A 20,041-nucleotide genomic window follows, 5' to 3' on the forward strand; every position below is an offset into this window, starting at 1 on the left:
AAGAATTACAAAAATATTTAGATTTGTTATCAAGAGAAAAACCAGAAGTTGGGTTGGTTAAGAAAAAAATGATGGAAACGATGATGGAATTGGGCGATAATGAAGTCGAAATCAAAGATGAAATTGAAGTGCTTAAAGAGAAATTAAAGTAGATCCCGTCAGTGAACTTAAAAATCTTACCTTTCTCTGTGTTCATTAACAAAAATAGGTTTTTGTCCTGTTATTCGAAATTCACGGTTTCGTTTATAGGGTTTTAACTGTTTTCTATAGGTATGCTCCTGATGTGGGTCGAACTTTTAACCTGTTGATAATCTATATAATAATATTTGTCGTTTAAATTCTTGAATTGTTCACAATGTATCTTCTAGCTGTTCAATTTCATCAGAAAAATGTACTTTTAAATCGAATTTATTTCAACCCACTAAATATATATTGATAAATATCACTATTGTTTTCAATCTTAGGATTTGTGAAGCTCTGGGTAATGTATTTTGGTTTTTCTATCATTTCTCTTTCTATCATCTCGTTGATAGTATTATAAAAACTCAAAGAAGTCTTTCCTACTAAAAGAGGTTCAAGATTAATATCATTCTCCCAATAACGTAGAATCTTAACAAAGCCGCTTAGATATAAATAATCTTTTGTAAAGCCTCCCCCTCTAAAAATTCTTGTTACGATATTGAAGGCTTCATTTGAATCAGAAATATGGTTGTTATGTAAAAAATTAAAACATTCAATAAAATCTGCTCCATTGCACATCATATCTACTATTATAACCCTATACGCTAGTTTCTTTAAACGTTTCATAGTAATGTTTCCACTTAAGTATTCCGATAAAATAGCCAATCCCTCCTGAGTCATTGTATTTACAGGTAACCCAAGGTTAAATATTTTTAATTGCTGGATGTTTGAATTGGTAGTTGTAACCATATGAACACCTATTTCATGTTCTACCAAAGCATTAATTTCAGTTCTAGTAAATTTTGCGTCTGGTCTGAACTGAATGGTTTTTTTACTATTTAAGACCATTACCTGAGAGATAACTTTATTACTTAGTTCGATTTTGCTTTCTAAACCATAATTAATTAGACTATCTCTAAAAGTTTGTATTGCTTCTTCAGTACCAAGCGTTGGAGCTCTTTTGGGTTCACCTCCTATTGGTGGGAGGTGTAAAATATATTGTGCATTTTGTAAGTCCTTTTTAGAGGGTCTCCCAAAGTATCTCAAGGAATTGTATAAAAATTTAGATGTTCCCAAAGAGCTTAATAAATCTATCTTATCGAAGTAACTATTTACAACAGATTCATATAAATGCCTTATAGTAACGTCAGAAATATCCTGAATCCTTATATTACTTAATGCCTGTTTTAATTCATAAGGGTTAATTCTTATCGGACTGTACTTGAAATTGGGTTCTTCGACATATTTACTTTTGAAAAACTTTCTTTTCTCTGTGTTTGTATTATTTGGATTTACATAAGCCAATAGTTCAAAGTTCTTTAATAAGCGATATAAGGTTTTATCAGCCTTTAGAATATTATCATCTAATTTATTATCTAATAATTTGGCAACTCCTTTATGTTTCCAGTTCGTTTTATTCTGACTAAACTTATCGGCATTATTTAAAATCGCTTTTTTTAATTTTTTTTGCAGGTCTTTAACTATTTTAGGGTAAACTTCACCTGTAAGTTCATTACAGTATACCTTTTTTATTTCAGTAGCTAGTACCAGCGTATTCTTGAAATTTTTAGTGATATATTCTAAATTATATCCCTTTCCATAAAAAACATCATTTACTGCGGTTGTGTTTTCAATGTCTTGAAGTTTAATTTTGGATAATTCTTTTCGCCAATTTTCAATAGTGGGTTTAAATTTTTTTGTATCCACCTTTTCAGTACCTAAATTGAAAAGAGGCACTTTTCTATCCCAGCGTTGGTAATTATAAGAATGAAAATCATATACTAGGCAGCCATCGAATAATTCTTCCAACTTCTCAATCAGAGCATGAATTACTTTATAATAATTAGCGTGCTTTCTTTTGCTTGCTAACCTTTCTTTTGGAGTTAATTTCTTTTTCCAAATCTTTTTACCCCATGCTTCTTCAAATATACATTCATCAGGGTTACGATTTAAATCATATTCATAACGAGAATCGAGACCAACTATGGTAATTGGCATAGAATTGATAAACTCTCCCGTGAAAGGGTCTTCTTCATACCATCTGCTATACTCATCTAAAGCTATTTTTTCTTTAAGGTTTGACCTTAAACTACTGCCATCATGTATAGCTGTACAACAATAAGGTAAGTACCTATTTATTTTTATTTGAAAAGAACCATCACTTACAATCGCTTCAAATGTTTTTTCTGATTGGATTAACTTAATAATCTCATTTATTTCAAGTCGTTGTAACATCTGTAACTATGTTTTCTGGTCTAAATTCTTCTTTCAACTTATTTCTTTGAATGACTACATCCTCTAAATAATCCAGTATCTTTCTCTGCAATTTAACGTTACCTAGTTTGTTAATATCAGTGATGGTACCAGGACTTAAAACATTTACTTCTATTAATTTACCTCCTATCAAATCCAGTCCAGCGTAATAAATACCATCTCGAACTAGTTTATCTCCAATTTTAGCACAGAGAATTTTGTCAGCTTTTGTTAATTTATATTTTTCAACTGTCCCACCAGCAGAGATGTTAGACCTAGCATCACCTTTTGCTGGTCTTCTTCGGATAGCTCCGATAGGCTTTCCATTTAACATTAATACTCGAACATCGCCATCTTCAGCTCCTTCAACATAATCTTGGATAATCACATAGTTTGATTTTCCATCTCCTCTGTCAATGTAGAATTCTAATAACGATTTGATATTGTGCATGGCAGATTTTTCAATTACAATTACCCCGCTACCACCATACCCATCTAAAGGTTTCATGATCATTTTATCGTTTTCGGACTCTTTGATAATCCGCATCAAGTATTCAATGTTTTTAGAGACATGTGTTGCAGGAATTAATTCTCGATTGGGATCATAATATGCTGCGGTGTAGATTTTGTTGTTAGCTTCTCTTAATCCATTAACGGCATTAATGATAAAGACATCTTCTTTAATAGAGTCCAAGAAATTAAAAATGATGGGGTCAACAGGTGGATTGTCTCTCATGAAAATCACATCAAACTCACTTAATGGCCTCATTCCACTGGTAAAACAAACTGATTTATAAAAGCCCGCTATACTGGTAGTTAATTTTTCGGAAATTTGAACAGTTTTACATAAACTTAATGTAACACTATCTCGAATGGTTAAATTTTGAGGATGAGTAATCGCCACATCATATCCTCGTTTCACACTTTCGTGGATGATGCGTAGTGTTGAATCCTGTTTTGGGTTTACCTTTTCCCAAGGATACATGATGAAACATATTTTCATTTTCTATATTTTTATTGCTTTAGTATTTCCATATCACTAACTATATAGATACCTTCGTTATCGCTAAAATGATTCTGAGGCTGTGTTACAAAGTAATTGATTTTAAACCATTCATTAATATTTTCATCATTATTTAATTTAAAGATTTCAATCAAGTCTTTCCTGCATTTAGCGAAATTTACTGTTTTACCGTTTCTATCGACAAAAGTATAGTTTTGGTTTAAGAAACCTACGTACTTAAAAACTTCTGAGTTCATATCTTAAATTATCAAGTTTTTTATCTATCTCAATTAATAAGAGCTATTCTTTAATCTTTATACAACAATAATGGCTTGTTATTGAGGTCATTAACTTTTTCGCTAAAACTTTCATGAAACAAATCATGCAGCCAGTTTCTATGTTGTTGAATTACAACGATTAAATCGATATTAGAATTTACAACATATTCTTGCAAAGCAACCAATGAATCACTACCCTTAACGATCTCCATCGTATGTTGATTGTTTTTATGTGTTACCTTTAAAAGTTGATTAAAAAAATCTACATCTTCCACTTCTATCGTGTGAGATTTTTCGGTTAAATGCAAAAAATGGACACTAGCATTTAGTAGCTTAGCTAAATCTAGGACTTGATTGGCAACTCGATCACTGTTACTAAATTTATGAAAGTCAGTAGCATAAGCAATATTCTTCGGTATATTCGATTGATAACCATCAGGTACAATCAAAACAGGTGTTTTTGTTTCCAATAACATTTGCTTGATATCGTCATTCACAAAATCACTATGAGATAAAACAATATATTCAACAGGATATTTTTTCCCAATTTCGACAATTCCTTCAAGAAGATTAACGTTTCTAAATTCATAAATAAATTTTATCATCAGTTTACTTTTACCTTCATTGAAGGTACTGATGTATTGATTTTTTAGCGAATAAAACTCCCAAAACTTTTTATACCAAGATCTTTTCAATTCTTCCTCAACAGTAATTCCCTCCAACTGTTCTTTATTAATGTTTAAATCGGCTAGTACAATAATTTCTCCATTAATTACTTTTGCCAAGTTAATGGCATATGCTAAGAGATGGAGATTATCGGATTTAAACGGTAACAATATTTTTTTCTTCTTTGGAGAAAATGTTCCGTTGTGCTTTGATAGCTGCAAAGATTACACGGGTTCAGTATAATCGATTGCTAATTGAGATGGTATTAAAATTTTCATAACTTCTTATTTATAGTTTAATAAACGAGCAAAAAATAATGGCATCAAGTAGCATCTGACTTTATGATAAAATCTCCTAACTTCTTTATGTGATTTTCTGTAAATCATTTTTTAGTATAGATTCTGTATAATTAAGTGGATACCTAAAACAAACAACCCAGACCCAGTCAGTTTGTTTATGTTGAACAGCTTTTTTCGTGCAGCCATTTTAGAAAAATAGATAGAGAAATAAATTTTTAAACTGTCTAACGAAATCGCAATGAATAATGCCAATAAGAAATAGTTTATTAACTGTATGGATTGAAATTGTGATGCTCCGTAAGAGACTGCACCTAGCCAAAAGAAAAAAATTGCTGGATTAAATGTATTTAAAAGAAACCCTTTTAAAAAGAAATTTGATGAATGAGAACGGTTAGTATTTATTTTTTTTGGGGTTCTAAGGAAATAGGTTATTCCAAAAACCATAAAGATTATTCCACCTGTTATTTTTATCAATTTTTCTGGAATGCCTATATCGCATAGCTGATCTAAAAAAAAATAATTCAGTAAAATGAATATAATATCACTTAGTAAAGCTCCAGCTAATACTATATAACCAACCTTAATTCCAAATTGGCTGCTCACTTCTACTAAAAGAAAGAAAACAGGTCCTATAAATAGGCTTAGCATCAAGCCTAAACCAATTGATTTTATAATTAATTCCAGCATATCTTCCTTTTTTCATTAAATAAAAATTGTTCCCATTCCTCAAACTGCTGTTTATTGAGTACTCTTGGAAATTTGTTTTGCCCCCCTTCTTTTCCTTTTAATTTCATCCACTTATAGAATAAATGATTAGGAAGTACTTCAATGATGATTTCTTTTAATGCATACTTCCTTTCGGTTTTATAATCATCGTTTAGCTCCATTAAAATCTCATCCAATCGTTGTTTGAGAGATAAATTATCTACTTCTTTGTTAGATCCAATAAACCATTTATGGGCAAATAAGTTATTGTAAGGAATGCCTGCAACCGTATATTCTCGTATATCCAAATCAAACTCATTAGAAATCAATTGGATTGCTTTGTTCATATTATCTATAGAAAGGTGTTCACCGCATAGGCTTAAGAAATGTTTAGTACGACCTGTTATAACAATTTCATAGTTTTCCAAAGAAGTGAACTTTATGGTATCCCCAAGTAAGTAACGCCATGCTCCCGCATTGGTGCTAATAAGAATAGCATATTCTTCTACCGTGTTTACATCATCGAGTAATAAAGTTTCATGATTGTTCATTAGACAACCATCTGGCGAGAAATTTCTTTTGTTAAAAGGAACGAATTCAAAAAAAGTACCATTGTTCAATACCAGTTGCATTCCATTACTTTTTAAGCCATTTTTAAATGCCAAATATCCTTCTGAAGCAAGATAAGTTTCTTGATAATAAATTTCTTCACCTAAATATTTGCTAAACCCTTTTCTATAAGGCTCAAAATTAACTCCACCATGAATAAAAAACTTAAGGTTAGGCCATATTTCATGAATATTTTGAACTTTATAATAATCGACAATCTTCTCCATTAAAATTTGTATCCAAGCTGGTACTCCCGCTATAATTCCGATATCCCAATCTTTAGCAGATTTGGTTATTAAATCAAGCTTTGTATTCCAATCTTTTTCAGATGCGATTTTCTTTCCTGGTTTATAAAAATGATTGAACCAAATGGGTAACTTACTGTAGAGAATACCACTTAAGTCACCTTCAAAATGATCATCAACAGTTACAAGGTCTGTTGAGCCTCCTAACATTAATATACTTTTATTGTAAAAATCTTTAGAAAGTGAATAATCTGATAAAGTAAGTAGCTGATTGGTACTTGTTCTGATGATTGATTGTAATTGATCGGATGTAATAGGGATGCGTTTACTCGAAGCTTCTGAAGTGCCAGAAGTAAGGGCAAAGTATTTTACTTTACCTGGCCAACAAACATTTTTTTCTCCTTTTAGAGATTTACTCCACCATTGATCATAAATTGATTGATAATTGAAAACAGGAACATTTTGCTGAAAACATTCAATACTATTTTCGGAGTTAAGAATAGTTGTAAATCCATAATTTTTTCCAAAAGCAGTATTTTTTGCTTTTTCCAATAATCTCCGTAATGCTTTTTGTTGAATAATGTAACCGTATTCTTTATAGGATTGCCTGAAAGGTTTTCCTAACCTAACAGTTTCACGTACAACGGAATTTAAAAGTTTCATAGTTTGTTTTTTTAATCAAAAATTGCAGGAGTAAATTCTTCATCAGAAATAGTAGGATTAAGTTTGAGGTTGCTATATTCATACTGTTCGTATAACCCTTTGTTATCAGAAATTTTTTGAAATACAGGTAAAAACGTTTTTTTATCGATATACAATTCTATTTCTTTAGCATAAGTAGTAGGAATCATAATTTTTTGATTGAGTGTTAAATCATCATTAAAATCACTCAGTTTTTGGTTTAATTCAAGTATCATATATTCGCTTATTTGATATTTTTTGGCAATACTTTTAATGGTTTCTTTTTCTTTAACTGTATAGCTCTTTATTTTAAAATTAGTATTGCTTATGGAAAATATGTGGCAATTTATACGATTCCAGATGGTGTCTCCTTTATAGGTGAATGAATAGTTTTTTTCTTTATATCCTTTAGTGATAATTTTTGCCATCGTTTTAAATCCAACTTCATAAATGGTATGATGGTTATTTTTTCTCATCAGGGAACCCATAGGGTCAAGATTCATTTTAAAATATGGAAATCCATTAGGATTATATATCGCTTTATTATTATTAACCCCTTTTACAAATAAAAGTTCCGAACCTGGATTAGGGGATTTCATATGGACATAGCATTTTAATGGCGATGCCTGATATTTAATTTCTTGTAACCCTGTGAGTAGTTTTCCATTAATTCGTTCGGTATTTTTTAGTGTATATTTAAGTGTCTTAATACTTTTGATAGCGGATATCATTTTGACGATAACCTCTTCATTATTTATTTTATATTCTTTTTCCGAAAAACTGGCACACATCAATATCAACAGTAACCCTGCTGAACATCGTAGGATATTATTTATGTTATTTTTTACCATTTCAATAAATAAGCAAAGAACAGCGGTACAACAATAGTAGCATCCGATTCAATAATAAATTTGGGCGTTTCTATGTCTAATTTACCCCAAGTAATTTTTTCATTAGGAACAGCTCCAGAATAAGAACCATAGCTCGTAGTAGAATCTGAAACTTGACAAAAGTAGCTCCAAAAAGGAGTATCTTCTTGTTCCATGTCTTGATACAACATTGGAACTACACAGATAGGAAAATCTCCTGCAATACCTCCACCTATTTGAAAAAAACCAACTCCATTTTCAGAATTATTGGTGTACCAATCGGCTAAATAAGTCATGTATTCGATACCCGATTTCATGGTACTTGCTTTTAATTCTCCTTTCATTACATAGGAAGCAAAAATATTTCCCATTGTACTGTCTTCCCATCCAGGAACGACTATCGGTAAGTTTTTTTGAGCTGCAGCATACATCCAACTATCTTTAATGTCTATTTCATAATACTCTTCTAACACACCTGATAAAATGAGCTGATACATGAACTCATGTGGAAAATAACGCTCCTCATTATCTTGAGCTTTTTCCCATATTCTAAAAATGTGTTTTTGTAGCCTGCGAAAGGCTTCTTCTTCCGGAATACATGTGTCTGTTACACGGTTTAACCCTTTTAATAGTAATTCCCATTCGCCTTTTGGGGTTAAATCTCTATAGTTTGGAATTCGCTTGTAATGGGAGTGAGCCACCAAATTCATCAAGTCCTCTTCTAAATTTGCTCCTGTACAGGATATAATGTGTACTTTATCTTCACGAATCATTTCAGCCAATACTTTTCCTATTTCAGCAGTGCTCATAGCTCCTGCTAATGAAATCAACATCTTTGAACCATTCTCTAATTCTTTGCGGTATGCTTTGGCAGCATCAACTAATGTTGCTGCATTAAAATGAAGGAAATATTTTTCCATAAAGTTGGAAACAACTCCATTAGTCATCGTATTCATCATTAAATTTGTTTTTCTTAAAGGTTACTGTTTCTTCTTCTGTTGCTATTATCTCTTCTTCGCTTATCGTTTTTGGTTGAAATCGATAACTGAGCATTTTGTAATACAGTTTTGCGACCAAAAAATCAGAAGATTTATCGTATGGATTTGGACATAGCTCTACAATATCAAACCCTACTACATTTTTTTCGCAAAATACTCGTTTTAAGAAAATCAACGTTTCATTCCACCACAAACCACCAGGTTCAGGAGTACCTGTTGATGGAAGTATTGATGGGTCGAAGGCATCTAAATCAATGGTAATAAAGACATTATCGGTCATTAAATCGATGGCGTTATCCATCCAATAATCATCTTGTTCCATTTCATGCGCAAAGAATACCCTTTCTCTATCCATTACCAATTTCTCACTCTTGTCGATACTTCTAATACCAACTTGTATGAGGTTCGTATTTTGATTGGCTTCATACATAGCACAAGCATGGTTACAAGTGCTTCCTTCGTATTCTTTTCGTAAATCAGCATGTGCATCGAGTTGAAGAACAGTTAAATCATTAAAGACTTCGTTAAATGCTTTTATAGAACCAATAGAAATAGAATGTTCTCCACCAATTAGCGTCACAAATTTCTTCTTTAGTAAGTAATCTTTAGTGGTTTTATACACCTCATCAACCATCGCTTCAGGAGATGAATTTTCTAAAATAGGAGGTGCTAAATAGATACCTTCTTTGTATACTTCAGAATCGGTTTCAATGTCGTACAACTCCATATTTTCTGATGCTTCTAAGAAAGCTTGAGGTCCTTTATCTGCACCTTTTTGCCAGGTACTAGTTCTATCATAAGGAACAGGTATTAACACGATTTTTGCATTTTCTTTTTTTGCAAATTCATCAGGTATTCCTCCATAATTTTTATTTTCCATTCTCAATGTTTTAATGTCCTAATATTTCTAAAAAATCAGTTGCTGTTTGTTGTTTCCGGAACAGTTTACTTTTGAGTTTGCCATGCTCATCGTAATCAATTAAAATATGTTTAGGCTGAGGAATTAAACAATGTTGCAACCCTCCATACCCACCTATGGTTTCTTGATATGCCCCTGTATTAAAAAATCCGATATATAAAGGAGTTGTCTTGTTATATTTAGGAAGATAAATGGCATTTATATGTTGTTCACTATTGTAATAATCATCGCTATCACAAGTCAGTCCTCCTAATAAAACTCGTTCATATTCTTTCTCCCAATTGTTAATAGGAAGCATAATAAAACGTTTGTTAATTGCCCAAGAATCGGGGAGAGTAGTAATAAAAGAAGAATCGATCATGTTCCATTTCTCTCTGTCATTTTGTTGTTTTTGATACAGTACTTCATAAACTGCTCCTCCACTTTCTCCAACCGTAAAAGATCCAAATTCAGTAAATATATCAGGAGCTTCTATTCCTGCTTCATCACAAGTTATTTTTATTTGATGAATAATTTCTGAGATGACATATTGATAATCGTATTCAAATGCCAAAGAGTTTTTTATAGGGAATCCTCCTCCAATATTCAAGCTATCCAAAGTGGGGCATACTTTTTTTAATTCTATATATACCTTTAAACATTTGTGTAATTCGTTCCAATAATAGGCGGTATCTTTTATTCCTGTATTAATAAAAAAATGGAGCATTTTTAACTCTACATTTTTCAATTTTTCAATTTCCCTGCGATAAAATGGAACAATGTTTTTATACCCAATGCCTAATCGACTGGTGTAAAACTCAAATTTTGGTTCTTCTTCTGAAGCAATGCGAATCCCTATTTTATAATTCTTTTTTATTTGAGCATTTAATAAATGAATTTCCTCGTAGTTATCAATAATAGCGATGCAATTTTTATGTCCAGAATTAATTAGTTCTGCAATATTATTGACATATTCGTCCCTCTTAAAACCATTACATAGCACATATGTTTTATTGGATATTTTACCAACCTCTTTTAGCTTGTTAACGATATTAATGTCAAGAGCCGAGGAAGTTTCAATATGAATGTCATTTCTTAATGCTTCATCTAATACATGTTTAAAATGAGAGCTTTTTGTACAATAGCAATAGTGGTATTTTCCTGAATAGTTATTATCTAAAAAAGCTTCTTGGAACCATAACTTTGTTTTTTGTATGTTTTTAGAAATTTTTGGGAGGTAGGTAAACTTAAATGGCGATCCATACTTTTTGATTAATTCCATTAAATCAATACCGTGAAATTCTAACTCATTTGTAGCTGTTAATTGAAATTCCTCTTGTGGAAACTCGAAAGTTTGCTCTATTAAATCAATGTACTTGTTTTTCATTTATAATAAAATAGCTAATTAGGAACCATATACTGATGTTGGCAATCTGCAATAATTTTTTGAGTGTTTGATAAGTATTTCTCAGATTTTATCCAAACGGTATTTCCATTTAAACGGTGTAATGGTTCAAGGTCTTGAGTCCAATCATTGGCAATCATTAAGAGATCAGTAACCGCTATATTTAATTTTTTGGAAATATATTTAAATGCATTAGAGCTCGGTTTTTTAAATCCTGCTTCGGCAGAAATAATTAGTTTAAAAAAGTCTTTTAGGTTTAAAATTTTTAGCGTCTCTTCAATTTGTACAGTATAGCAATCGGTATATAATACCAAATCATAGCCCCAATTGTAATATTGGGTCAACACATCAAATGTGTTTGAATTAAACGAATTAAATATGTTCCAATCTATTCTTGAATTACGGTACAGATAATATTTTTGTGGATCTAAATCATAAATCTTTAATGCTGCTGATGTTAGCATAGGCAGGTTTTCAGTAACAGGCTCTTTAGTAAGGTTTTCTATGTACCTATTTCTGTAAGCAATGTGTTCAGGATGATCAGAAACTCTTGCTGCAATTGTTCCGTTAAGATCAAAAATGATTGCCTTAAAATTCGGATTATTTATATTCGATTTAATTGTATTTTTTATCATAACTAGTTCTAATTAATCAATTGAATTAACATCAGAAGAAGGAGGAGTAAAATGCCCATAATGACAATAAATCCAAATCGGGATTGATAAAATTTCTTGGTTATATTTCTTTTACTTCTTCTCATAGTAAGAAAAAACCTATTCATCATCACTTTCAAAAATCTCATCTGATTCAGCGAAATTTTTGAATTCAATAAAATATCCATTCACATCTTTGATAAAGAAAGATTTGTGCTGCCCTTTCTGATCTTCCAAGAATTTTGTTGATCCTATTGCAAAATAATCTTTGTCTTTAAGTCTTGTGTAGTAATCTGTCCATGTATCCTCATCTAAGATAATTCCGAAGTGAAATGAGGGTAGTAATACATCTTCGAACGAATATTTTTTAGTGCTCAAAATTGATTTTTCATCTAAAGTAAATGTGATTTGGTTTCCAAATAAATCAACATCCACCCAGTAGTATGATTTCCTTCCAATTTTAAAACCCAATTCTTTTTCGTAGAACCTTCTTGTTGCAGAAACATCTTTACAAGGAAGTGACATGTGAAATCTTTTATTGTTCATTATAAGTCGGTTTTTTTGGTTGATAATAACAGTTTAATATTGATTCTAAAGGTTGTTTACCTTCAAGTATTCGATTAATTTTTCTTTTTATTTTAATGGGTAAAAGATGCCCTAGCGGTTGATCAACTACCCTCAAATGTTTAATGCTTTCATTTATTTGTTTGTCCCAAACATTAAAATATTTTGTTAAATCATTCGGATAAACTGTTTTTCTTTTACTCCCTTTTTCGGGAAGTGCTTTGAAAGGTTGTTCTATATTTAGATAACCATAATCATCAGTTAATTCTTCTCCAACATTTATATCTTGTACTGCAATTTCAAAATCGTAAGGAGTGGTTAAGCAGTTGGATTTAAAACTGTGATTTACATACTTTCCATTATCCCAACATAAAATATAATTTCCCTTATTGTTTCGAAAAGAATAATGTTCTATTATTTCTTTATGTATATCATCCATTTTTTCTACCTGATTGTCACTAAAAACCCTATCCAATTTATCTTGAACCCAAGTAATTGTTCCTTTCGGAATAAATTCTTTTGCGACTAACCCATATCCTTTCTCAGTTGATATAAATTTTAGTTCTGTTTTTGGATGAATCATTTCTTAGTTAATTTAAGTAAGCAGAATCGCTTAATAATGCGATTCTGCTGCAATAAATGAAGTACTAATACGCACCATCATAAGCTGGGGTAGGCGTTTTTTCTTTTTTTTCAGGTTTTTCACTGATTACGCATTCTGTCGTCAATAAAAGACTTGCAATAGAAACGGCATTTTCTAAAGCGATTCGAGTTACCTTAACAGGATCGATAACTCCCGTTTCATACAAATTTTCAAATTGCTCAGTTCGTGCATTGTAACCAAAGTCTTTATTGCCCTCTTTTACCTTTTCGACAATGATGGAGCCATCTATTCCTGCATTTTGAACAATCTGTTTTAATGGTTCTTCTAGTGCTTTTTTTATAATAGCAACACCTAGCTTTTGCTCCTGACCTGTTACTTTCAATTTATCCAATGTAGCCATACATCGTATATAGGCAATTCCTCCCCCAGGTACAAAGCCTTCTTCAATTGCAGCTTTAGTAGCATGTACGGCATCATCTACACGATCTTTCTTTTCTTTCATTTCTATTTCTGTAGCTGCTCCAACATAAAGAATGGCTACACCACTGGAAAGTTTTGCCAAACGCTCTTGTAATTTTTCTTTGTCGTAATCGGAGGTTGAATTTTTAATGTGTGTCTTTATCTGTTTTACACGTGCATTTATCTTATCCTTTTTACCCTTTCCATTTACAATAGTGGTGTTATCTTTATCAACTATGATTTTTTCTGCTCTTCCTAATGTCTCTAATTCAGTATTTTCCAGTTGATGTCCTTGCTCTTCAGAGATCACTGTCCCTCCAGTTAGCACCGCTAAATCTTCTAACAACTCTTTTCTTCTGTCTCCAAAACCAGGTGCTTTAACTGCAACAACTTTCAATGAACCTCTTATTTTGTTTACCACCAAAGTAGTTAGTGCTTCGCCATCAATATCTTCCGCTACAATTAATAAAGGATTACCTGATTGAGCTGACTTTTCGAGTATGGGAAGTAAATCCTTCATCGTTGATATTTTCTTATCGTATATCAAAATATAGGGATTTTCTAATTCTGCTTCCATCTTTTCTGTATTAGTCACAAAATATGGTGATAAGTACCCTCTATCAAACTCCATCCCTTCAACAACTTTCACATCCGTTTCCATCCCTTTTGCTTCTTCTACAGTTATTACCCCTTCTTTGCCTACTTTTTGCATTGCTTCGGCAATCAATTTACCTATTGGAGCATCTCCATTGGCAGAAATAGTAGCTACTTGTTCAATCAACCGAAAATCATTACCAATTTGTTTTGATTGTTTTTTAAGTTGCAAAACAACCTCTTTTACTGCCGCATCCATTCCTCTTTTTATTTCCATAGGGTTAGCACCTGCTGCCACATTTTTAAAACCACTATGAATAATTCCTTGTGCCAATACCGTTGCCGTAGTTGTTCCATCTCCAGCACTGTATCCAGTTTTTGAAGCTACTTCTTTAACCATTTGGGCTCCCATATTTTCCACAGGATCTTTGAGGTCTATTTCTTTAGCTACTGAAACCCCATCCTTTGTAATAGAAGGAGATCCAAACTTTCTTTTGATAATGACATTCCTTCCTTTAGGACCAAGGGTAACTTTTACTGCATTTGCCAATGCATCAACACCTTTTTTGAGTGCATCTTTTGCTTCAGTATCGAAACCTATTTGCTTTGCCATTTTTAGTTTTTTAGTAAGTATTATTAAATAATAGCGTAGATATCAGATTCATTCATAATGAGAACATCTTCTCCTGCTATATTAATTTCTGTTCCTGAGTACTTCCCATAAAGAACATTATCTCCTTTCTTAACCGTCATGGGTTCGTATTTTTTTCCTTTACCAACAGCTAAAACTTTGCCTCTCTGAGGTTTTTCTTTTGCAGTATCAGGAATAATGATTCCTCCTTTCGTTTTTTCTTCTGAATCATCGGGTTTAACCAAGACTCTATCTGAAAGAGGTTTAATTTTTAATTTGCTCATGATTTTTATGTTTTAACGTTAAACAATTTTCAACTTTATTGCTAGCACAATAATTAATCTTCATCCTCTTCATATTCTGGTTCTTCATTCCTTTTCAATACAGTAGGTTGAAGTTTTACAATGGTTAATTCTTCAGAATAATCTTCGTCATCTTCATCTCCCATACTTTTAACTACATAGGTTATTAAAAATGCTTCGTCAACGAATTCAGGAGTTTCTAAATTGAATTTTTTTAGCACCTCACTTTTTACAGTATTAAATTCTATGTAATTCCCATCCGCATCTTCAAAAGAATACAGTTCGGATTCATCATCATAACCTGTATAAAAAGCTTTTAAAGTTCTTTCTTGGGCTATTGCTATAGTAGAAACAAACATTGCTACTAGAATAATTAAATATTTTGCTTTCATCTTTTTGTTTTTTATGATTATCTATTTTTTATTAATTCATCGATTGGTTTGTTTACATCAAGCTCGACAAGGCTTTTAGTTAACAATGTTTATCAACACTGCAACACGTAAGAAGATTATTCCTTTCTCATAAATTAATTTAGTTTTTTCTTAGTATCTCCTTCCTTAAATGGTGGGGATGAATTGGAAATATCCATTTCGTCATTATTAAATTGCTCATCTTCTTCAGTCTCATCTAGGTGCTGATCAATTCGTTTCTTCACCTTATATTTAATCAAATAGAGTGTATCGTTAAAATTGTACAAAAGAGCACTTGTAGATTCTCCTTTGGAGACCATTTTAATGGTGGTTAATATATTCTCAAATCCAAAAGGATAGTCCGTTTTTAAAGCCTTTTTTACCTCTTTCGGTAATTTCCGATATTCTGTTAAAATTCTCTTTTGCATAACATTATATTTTAAAGGTTAAATCAAATTCACTTTTACAATCCGATGGATGGGGATAGTAGTGCCTTGTTTAAGTATAACATCTTTGTCTGTTAATCCCCAAATGGTTGTTTCTACCTGTTTTTCACCCTCAACATCCTGAAATAGTATTTTTACTTTTTGATGATCCAAATTCCCTAGAGAAATAGCATTATTCAAACTCTTCATTCTTATCTTTTGGTCATCGCTAATAAACAATACATCTTCTTTTGGAAAATGAAGAAATTTAATTTCTTCTTTAATCATCATAGTAATAACAGATTCATTTTTCATTTTTTTGATTCTTTAAACAAACATCTTTATTCAATTCTGTATTTTTTCTGTTTCAATTCTGTAGAAAATCTGTAGAAAGTTCTCTTTGTAAGTTTAAAAGTCACTTCCGTAATAATAATCCCTGTAATTTTCTCTGAATTCCTCACTAATTTCTTCTAGAACATCCCTTACTCTGAAACTAAGTATTGCTTTTGCCGACTCGTTTACCACTTCATCCGTTAGATTACCGTTAATTAAATAGGTTAATCTTCGTTTTCCATGAGTGGTAATAGCTATAATGTCTGCCTCAACTTCATTGCTAAAGTTGATAATTCCCCCTTCTACTGAATTGTCTGCATAAAGATTTACAGCATAATCTTTCAAGTTAAATTCAGCTGCAAATTTGTTCATCAAAGCAATTGCAATCGGAGTTCTTTCAAATCTTGCAGGAGTAATCACTTTTAATAAGTGAATTTTAGCATTAAACAGTTCAGCAAATGATTTCAGTTTTGGAAATATGCGTTTGGCTTCACTTAGGAATAAAGAAGCAAATACTATATTGTTTATATTAAAATTTTCGTATCGTTGCTTAATTGTTAGAACAGGAATACTCGAATTTCTCATTACTCTTTCGGTATTAGAGCCAATAAAAGATTCTTCAGAACCAGAATTGCCATATGCTCCCATTATTATCAAATCTGCTTTGTATTGGTCTGCGTATTTTAAAATAGAGCCATACACTGTATCGAATTGGGATTCTTTTAATAGCTCTACATCTTGAAGTTGATATTTTTTCTTTCGTTCATTGAACCTTTTATCAACTTCCTTGTGTTCTGTGATTCCATTTAAAGTAACATCTTCATATCGATTATAAGAGCCATCTTCTTTCCTATAAATTTTATCTATTACGTTTAACAAGTATATTTTTGCTCCTGTTTTTTTAGAGATGGAAGCAGCTACTTCTAATGCAAAGTCAGCATATTCTGTAAAATCAGTTGGTACTAATAGTGTTTTCATTTCTTTATTTATATTATAATAGGTTAGTCTATTACAATACAAATATTGGATAGCAATTCTGTTTTTATTCTATGCTAATTCTGTAGGAAAACTGTAGAAAAAAGGATTTAGACTGGCTGGAATATTAATCTAAAAGAATGAATATCTTTTTTTTGGCTGTATTGGATTTTGATATTACTTAATTTACAAATTTTTTGAACAATAGAAAGCCCCAATCCAATTGAATCTTCTGATGAGCTTTCTTTTACAAAACGGTCAAAAATATTTTGATGTTTAATGCTATTATTATTCCCCAAATTACTTACTTCTATTTTGTTTTTATCCAATTCAATGGTTATAAAACCTTTACTTTCTTTATTGTGAAAAATGGCGTTCTTTATAATGTTAGAGAACAAAATATAGGCTAGCATTTCATTAATGGCTAGATTAATGTCAATATTATATTTTTTACGAACCTTAATTTCTTGACTTCTAATCTGATCTTCTAATGAGTTCAATATTTCATCAATTAATTCTTGGACATTAACACTTATTTTGTCTTCAAATTGATGGTTATCCATTTTAGATAATAATACTAACGATTTATTGAGTTTTGTAAGTCTATCAATTGTAACAAATATGTCTGAAACCAATTTTAAATCTTGTTCTTTTAAGTGTTCTGACTGTATTATTAATTCCAGTTTTCCTCTAATAATTGCTAAAGGAGTCATTAACTCATGATTAACATTTTCAGTAAATGTTTTTTGAGATTGAAATTCATCATAAACCTTATTCGATAAAATGTTTAACTCATTATTTAAATCTTTAAATTCTTTTATTTTAATATCATCATCAAATTTAATTTGGTCATTTTGAAAATCACTTATTTGCAATTTATGTAGTGTTTCAAAAAAAGGTAACCAAGTATTTTTAAGAAGGTAGTATTTTAGAAGAATAAAAATCAAAAGGACTAAAAAAAGCGTCATTAAAAAGGTGAGGTAGATACTCTGAATAAAAGTTTCGGTTTCTTCAACTTCTTTGCGTATTTCTACTTTAAAGTTTTGGTCTTTAATATTGACATAAGTTAGCAATGTTCTATGCATGGTTTTCTCGCCATCTTCATCTAAAACCTCACCATAAAATAAACTATCCTTGGCTATTGTATTATTCTTCATTAGGAATTTTACACTCGCTCTCTCTGTGTTGTAACTAAACCCATCCTTTGGTTCTATGTCTTTAAGTTGTTTTTTTATGAACTTTTTTTCTCTAAAAAGTTTTCTATCTACCCTTTCCTCTATTTTGTTTTTAACCCAATAAAATTGGACAACAGAAGAAAATCCAGCAATAAAAAATGCGGATAAAACTAGTATGATTAACGTTCGATTTAATAATCTCATTTAGTCGTTATTCGAGAATTTGTAGCCAATCCCATAAATGGTTTTGATATAATCATTCCCACCTTTTTCCATAATTTTCTTACGTAAATTTTTTAGATGTGAATAGATAAAATCATAGGAGTTATATAAATCAATATAATCTCCCCAAATATGATCTGATAGTGATTGTTTTGTAACAACTCTATCCTTGTTAGACATAAGGAATAATAGCAATTCATATTCCTTTTTTGTCAATTTAATTTTCTCCTTATTTACGCTAACCTCATTGGATTTTGTATCAATATAAATTTCGTTGAATTCAATTTCGTCATTCCCTTTAAAATTATTTCGTCTTACAATAGATTTTACCCTTGCATTGAGTTCAGCTAAATGAAAAGGCTTTGTTAAATAATCATCAGCCCCTAAATCCAATCCATTTAACTTATCATCTAGTGTGTCATTAGCAGAAAGTACTAAAACTCCATTTTTCTCTGGCTTCTTTTTTAATAGTTGTAATATCTCCAATCCATTTCCATCGGGTAGGTTGATATCTAATACAATACAATCATAATTATGATCTTGCAACTTTGTTTTAGCGTCAGCAATATTCTTGGCTTTCTCACACAAATAACCAAAAGAATCAAAGTACTTTAAGATGGTTCTTAAAAGTTCCTGATCATCTTCTATGATTAAAAGTTTCATAATTTAAATTCTATGAGTAAAAATAGGAGAATAAAATTCATTTTCAATTGATTATTTTTACCAAATGATGATGGCAATATCTATATCGCTTTTAAAAGAGACTTATTTGGAGTTTAGAACCGAAACAATGATAGTAATAATACTGTTATTAGCTTGGTTCTGTCGCATTAATCACATCTGATTCTGAAATTTAGTGATTCGGGATGAATTATGCTGCTAAAGAACAAAAAATCTTGAACGTTGTTTTTCTCGAATCAGCGATTTGACCCTTCCTAATAATGTTGACAACTTCGATACCCGCCAAGGTGCGTTGTGCTGACTCAAACTCCTTGAATCCGGTGTCTATTGATATTCGCCTCTTTATATTTCGGTGGTCTTGTTCTACTATATTGTTTAAGTATTTGCATTGTCGGATTTTGATTTTTTTCACGGTCAACAGCTCACGATTAATTGAACGGATTCCTGATTTGTTCGCACCACTCTTATCGATATTAATTACTCTTGGTTTACTATTATTACCTATAGCTTTGTTTAGAAACTTTTGCGCTGAGCCCTTCATTCTTCGTTTGGTTAGCAAGAAGTCTACTGTATTTCCAAACTTATCTACGGCTCGATAAAGATAGCGGTCCTTACCACCCACTTTAATATAGGTTTCATCCATTCTCCAACTTGAACCCACCTGCCGTTTTCTTTTGTTCATATTCTTTTCAACCTCTGGACTAAACTTAAACACCCATCTCTGAATTGTAGAATGATCAACTTCAACACCCCTGATCTGTAACAACTCTTCCACATCTCTGTAGCTCAAGGTAAATCTCAATTTGAAATAAACGGCTTGTAAAATGATCGATTTTGGAAAACGGTGATGTTTGAACATATCTTTAGAATTGTGATTGCCAAGATAAGTATCTTAACTTTGAATAGAATTAATGCGACAGAACC

Annotated in this window: 23 protein-coding genes; 1 reads left to right on the top strand and 22 read right to left on the bottom strand. The window is 31.3% G+C overall.

The window, feature by feature from the left end; genetic code table 11:
* A partial coding sequence (locus ISP71_08200; GenBank protein MBL6664065.1) for a hypothetical protein occupies positions 1-152 on the top strand: 152 nt, incomplete at its 5' end.
* Positions 153-408: 256 nt separating this feature from the next.
* On the opposite strand, the gene ISP71_08205 is transcribed toward ISP71_08200, so the two are convergent.
* From ISP71_08205 to ISP71_08310, 22 genes are all read right to left on the bottom strand, one after another.
* Positions 409-2,415 (bottom strand): flavohemoglobin expression-modulating QEGLA motif protein, encoded by a 2,007-nt coding sequence (locus tag ISP71_08205; protein MBL6664066.1) that lies wholly within the window; start codon positions 2,413-2,415, stop codon positions 409-411.
* Positions 2,399-3,436 (bottom strand): glutathione synthase, encoded by a 1,038-nt coding sequence (gene gshB / locus ISP71_08210; GenBank protein MBL6664067.1) that lies wholly within the window; start codon positions 3,434-3,436, stop codon positions 2,399-2,401. Before gshB ends, ISP71_08205 begins: the two co-directional genes overlap by 17 nt.
* 11 nt (positions 3,437-3,447) lie before the next feature.
* A complete protein-coding gene (locus ISP71_08215; GenBank protein ID MBL6664068.1) occupies positions 3,448-3,693 on the bottom strand; it encodes a hypothetical protein in 246 nt (81 codons plus the stop codon).
* A gap of 50 nt (positions 3,694-3,743) precedes the next feature.
* The gene (locus tag ISP71_08220; GenBank protein ID MBL6664069.1) at positions 3,744-4,601 is read right to left on the bottom strand and encodes a universal stress protein; all 858 of its coding nucleotides are present in this window, start codon (positions 4,599-4,601) and stop codon (positions 3,744-3,746) included.
* 168 nt (positions 4,602-4,769) lie between these two features.
* Positions 4,770-5,366: a LysE family transporter gene (locus ISP71_08225; protein MBL6664070.1), complete on the bottom strand. Its 597-nt coding sequence runs from the start codon at positions 5,364-5,366 to the stop codon at positions 4,770-4,772.
* Positions 5,354-6,901, bottom strand: a complete 1,548-nt coding sequence (locus tag ISP71_08230; protein ID MBL6664071.1) for a GH3 auxin-responsive promoter family protein — start codon at positions 6,899-6,901, stop codon at positions 5,354-5,356. The genes ISP71_08225 and ISP71_08230 overlap by 13 nt, the downstream gene beginning before the upstream one ends.
* Positions 6,902-6,912: 11 nt before the next feature.
* A complete protein-coding gene (locus ISP71_08235) occupies positions 6,913-7,770 on the bottom strand; it encodes a DUF1571 domain-containing protein (GenBank protein ID MBL6664072.1) in 858 nt (285 codons plus the stop codon).
* Positions 7,764-8,735, bottom strand: coding sequence for a deoxyhypusine synthase family protein (locus ISP71_08240; GenBank protein MBL6664073.1), 972 nt, complete (start codon positions 8,733-8,735; stop codon positions 7,764-7,766). The genes ISP71_08235 and ISP71_08240 overlap by 7 nt, the downstream gene beginning before the upstream one ends.
* Positions 8,728-9,666 carry an agmatinase gene (gene speB, locus ISP71_08245; protein MBL6664074.1) on the bottom strand — a complete coding sequence of 313 codons (939 nt, stop codon included), beginning with the start codon at positions 9,664-9,666 and terminating at the stop codon, positions 8,728-8,730. Before speB ends, ISP71_08240 begins: the two co-directional genes overlap by 8 nt.
* A 10-nt stretch (positions 9,667-9,676) precedes the next feature.
* Positions 9,677-11,071: an arginine decarboxylase gene (locus ISP71_08250; protein MBL6664075.1), complete on the bottom strand. Its 1,395-nt coding sequence runs from the start codon at positions 11,069-11,071 to the stop codon at positions 9,677-9,679.
* Between the two features lie 14 nt (positions 11,072-11,085).
* Complete coding sequence (locus ISP71_08255; GenBank protein ID MBL6664076.1) at positions 11,086-11,724, bottom strand: HAD family hydrolase; 639 nt, start codon at positions 11,722-11,724, stop codon at positions 11,086-11,088.
* 138 nt (positions 11,725-11,862) lie between these two features.
* Positions 11,863-12,288 (bottom strand): VOC family protein, encoded by a 426-nt coding sequence (locus ISP71_08260; protein ID MBL6664077.1) that lies wholly within the window; start codon positions 12,286-12,288, stop codon positions 11,863-11,865.
* Complete coding sequence (locus ISP71_08265) at positions 12,278-12,889, bottom strand: SET domain-containing protein (GenBank protein ID MBL6664078.1); 612 nt, start codon at positions 12,887-12,889, stop codon at positions 12,278-12,280. The genes ISP71_08260 and ISP71_08265 overlap by 11 nt, the downstream gene beginning before the upstream one ends.
* 64 nt (positions 12,890-12,953) lie before the next feature.
* On the bottom strand, positions 12,954-14,576 hold the full coding sequence (gene groL, locus ISP71_08270; protein ID MBL6664079.1) for a chaperonin GroEL: 1,623 nt from the start codon (positions 14,574-14,576) through the stop codon (positions 12,954-12,956).
* Positions 14,577-14,599: 23 nt separating this feature from the next.
* Positions 14,600-14,878, bottom strand: coding sequence for a co-chaperone GroES (locus tag ISP71_08275; GenBank protein MBL6664080.1), 279 nt, complete (start codon positions 14,876-14,878; stop codon positions 14,600-14,602).
* 53 nt (positions 14,879-14,931) lie between these two features.
* The gene (locus tag ISP71_08280) at positions 14,932-15,288 is read right to left on the bottom strand and encodes a hypothetical protein (GenBank protein MBL6664081.1); all 357 of its coding nucleotides are present in this window, start codon (positions 15,286-15,288) and stop codon (positions 14,932-14,934) included.
* A gap of 134 nt (positions 15,289-15,422) precedes the next feature.
* Positions 15,423-15,734 carry a hypothetical protein gene (locus tag ISP71_08285; protein ID MBL6664082.1) on the bottom strand — a complete coding sequence of 104 codons (312 nt, stop codon included), beginning with the start codon at positions 15,732-15,734 and terminating at the stop codon, positions 15,423-15,425.
* 18 nt (positions 15,735-15,752) lie between these two features.
* Positions 15,753-16,046 carry a hypothetical protein gene (locus ISP71_08290; protein ID MBL6664083.1) on the bottom strand — a complete coding sequence of 98 codons (294 nt, stop codon included), beginning with the start codon at positions 16,044-16,046 and terminating at the stop codon, positions 15,753-15,755.
* 93 nt (positions 16,047-16,139) lie between these two features.
* On the bottom strand, positions 16,140-17,042 hold the full coding sequence (locus ISP71_08295; protein MBL6664084.1) for a universal stress protein: 903 nt from the start codon (positions 17,040-17,042) through the stop codon (positions 16,140-16,142).
* Positions 17,043-17,149: 107 nt separating this feature from the next.
* Entirely contained in the window at positions 17,150-18,418 is a 1,269-nt protein-coding gene (locus ISP71_08300) for a HAMP domain-containing histidine kinase (GenBank protein ID MBL6664085.1), read from the bottom strand.
* Positions 18,419-19,099: a response regulator transcription factor gene (locus ISP71_08305; protein ID MBL6664086.1), complete on the bottom strand. Its 681-nt coding sequence runs from the start codon at positions 19,097-19,099 to the stop codon at positions 18,419-18,421.
* A 208-nt stretch (positions 19,100-19,307) separates the two neighbouring features.
* A complete protein-coding gene (locus ISP71_08310; GenBank protein ID MBL6664087.1) occupies positions 19,308-19,976 on the bottom strand; it encodes an IS6 family transposase in 669 nt (222 codons plus the stop codon).
* Positions 19,977-20,041: the final 65 nt, after the last annotated feature.

Source organism: Flavobacteriales bacterium, assembly GCA_016779995.1.
GTDB lineage: Bacteria > Bacteroidota > Bacteroidia > Flavobacteriales > UBA7312 > UBA8444.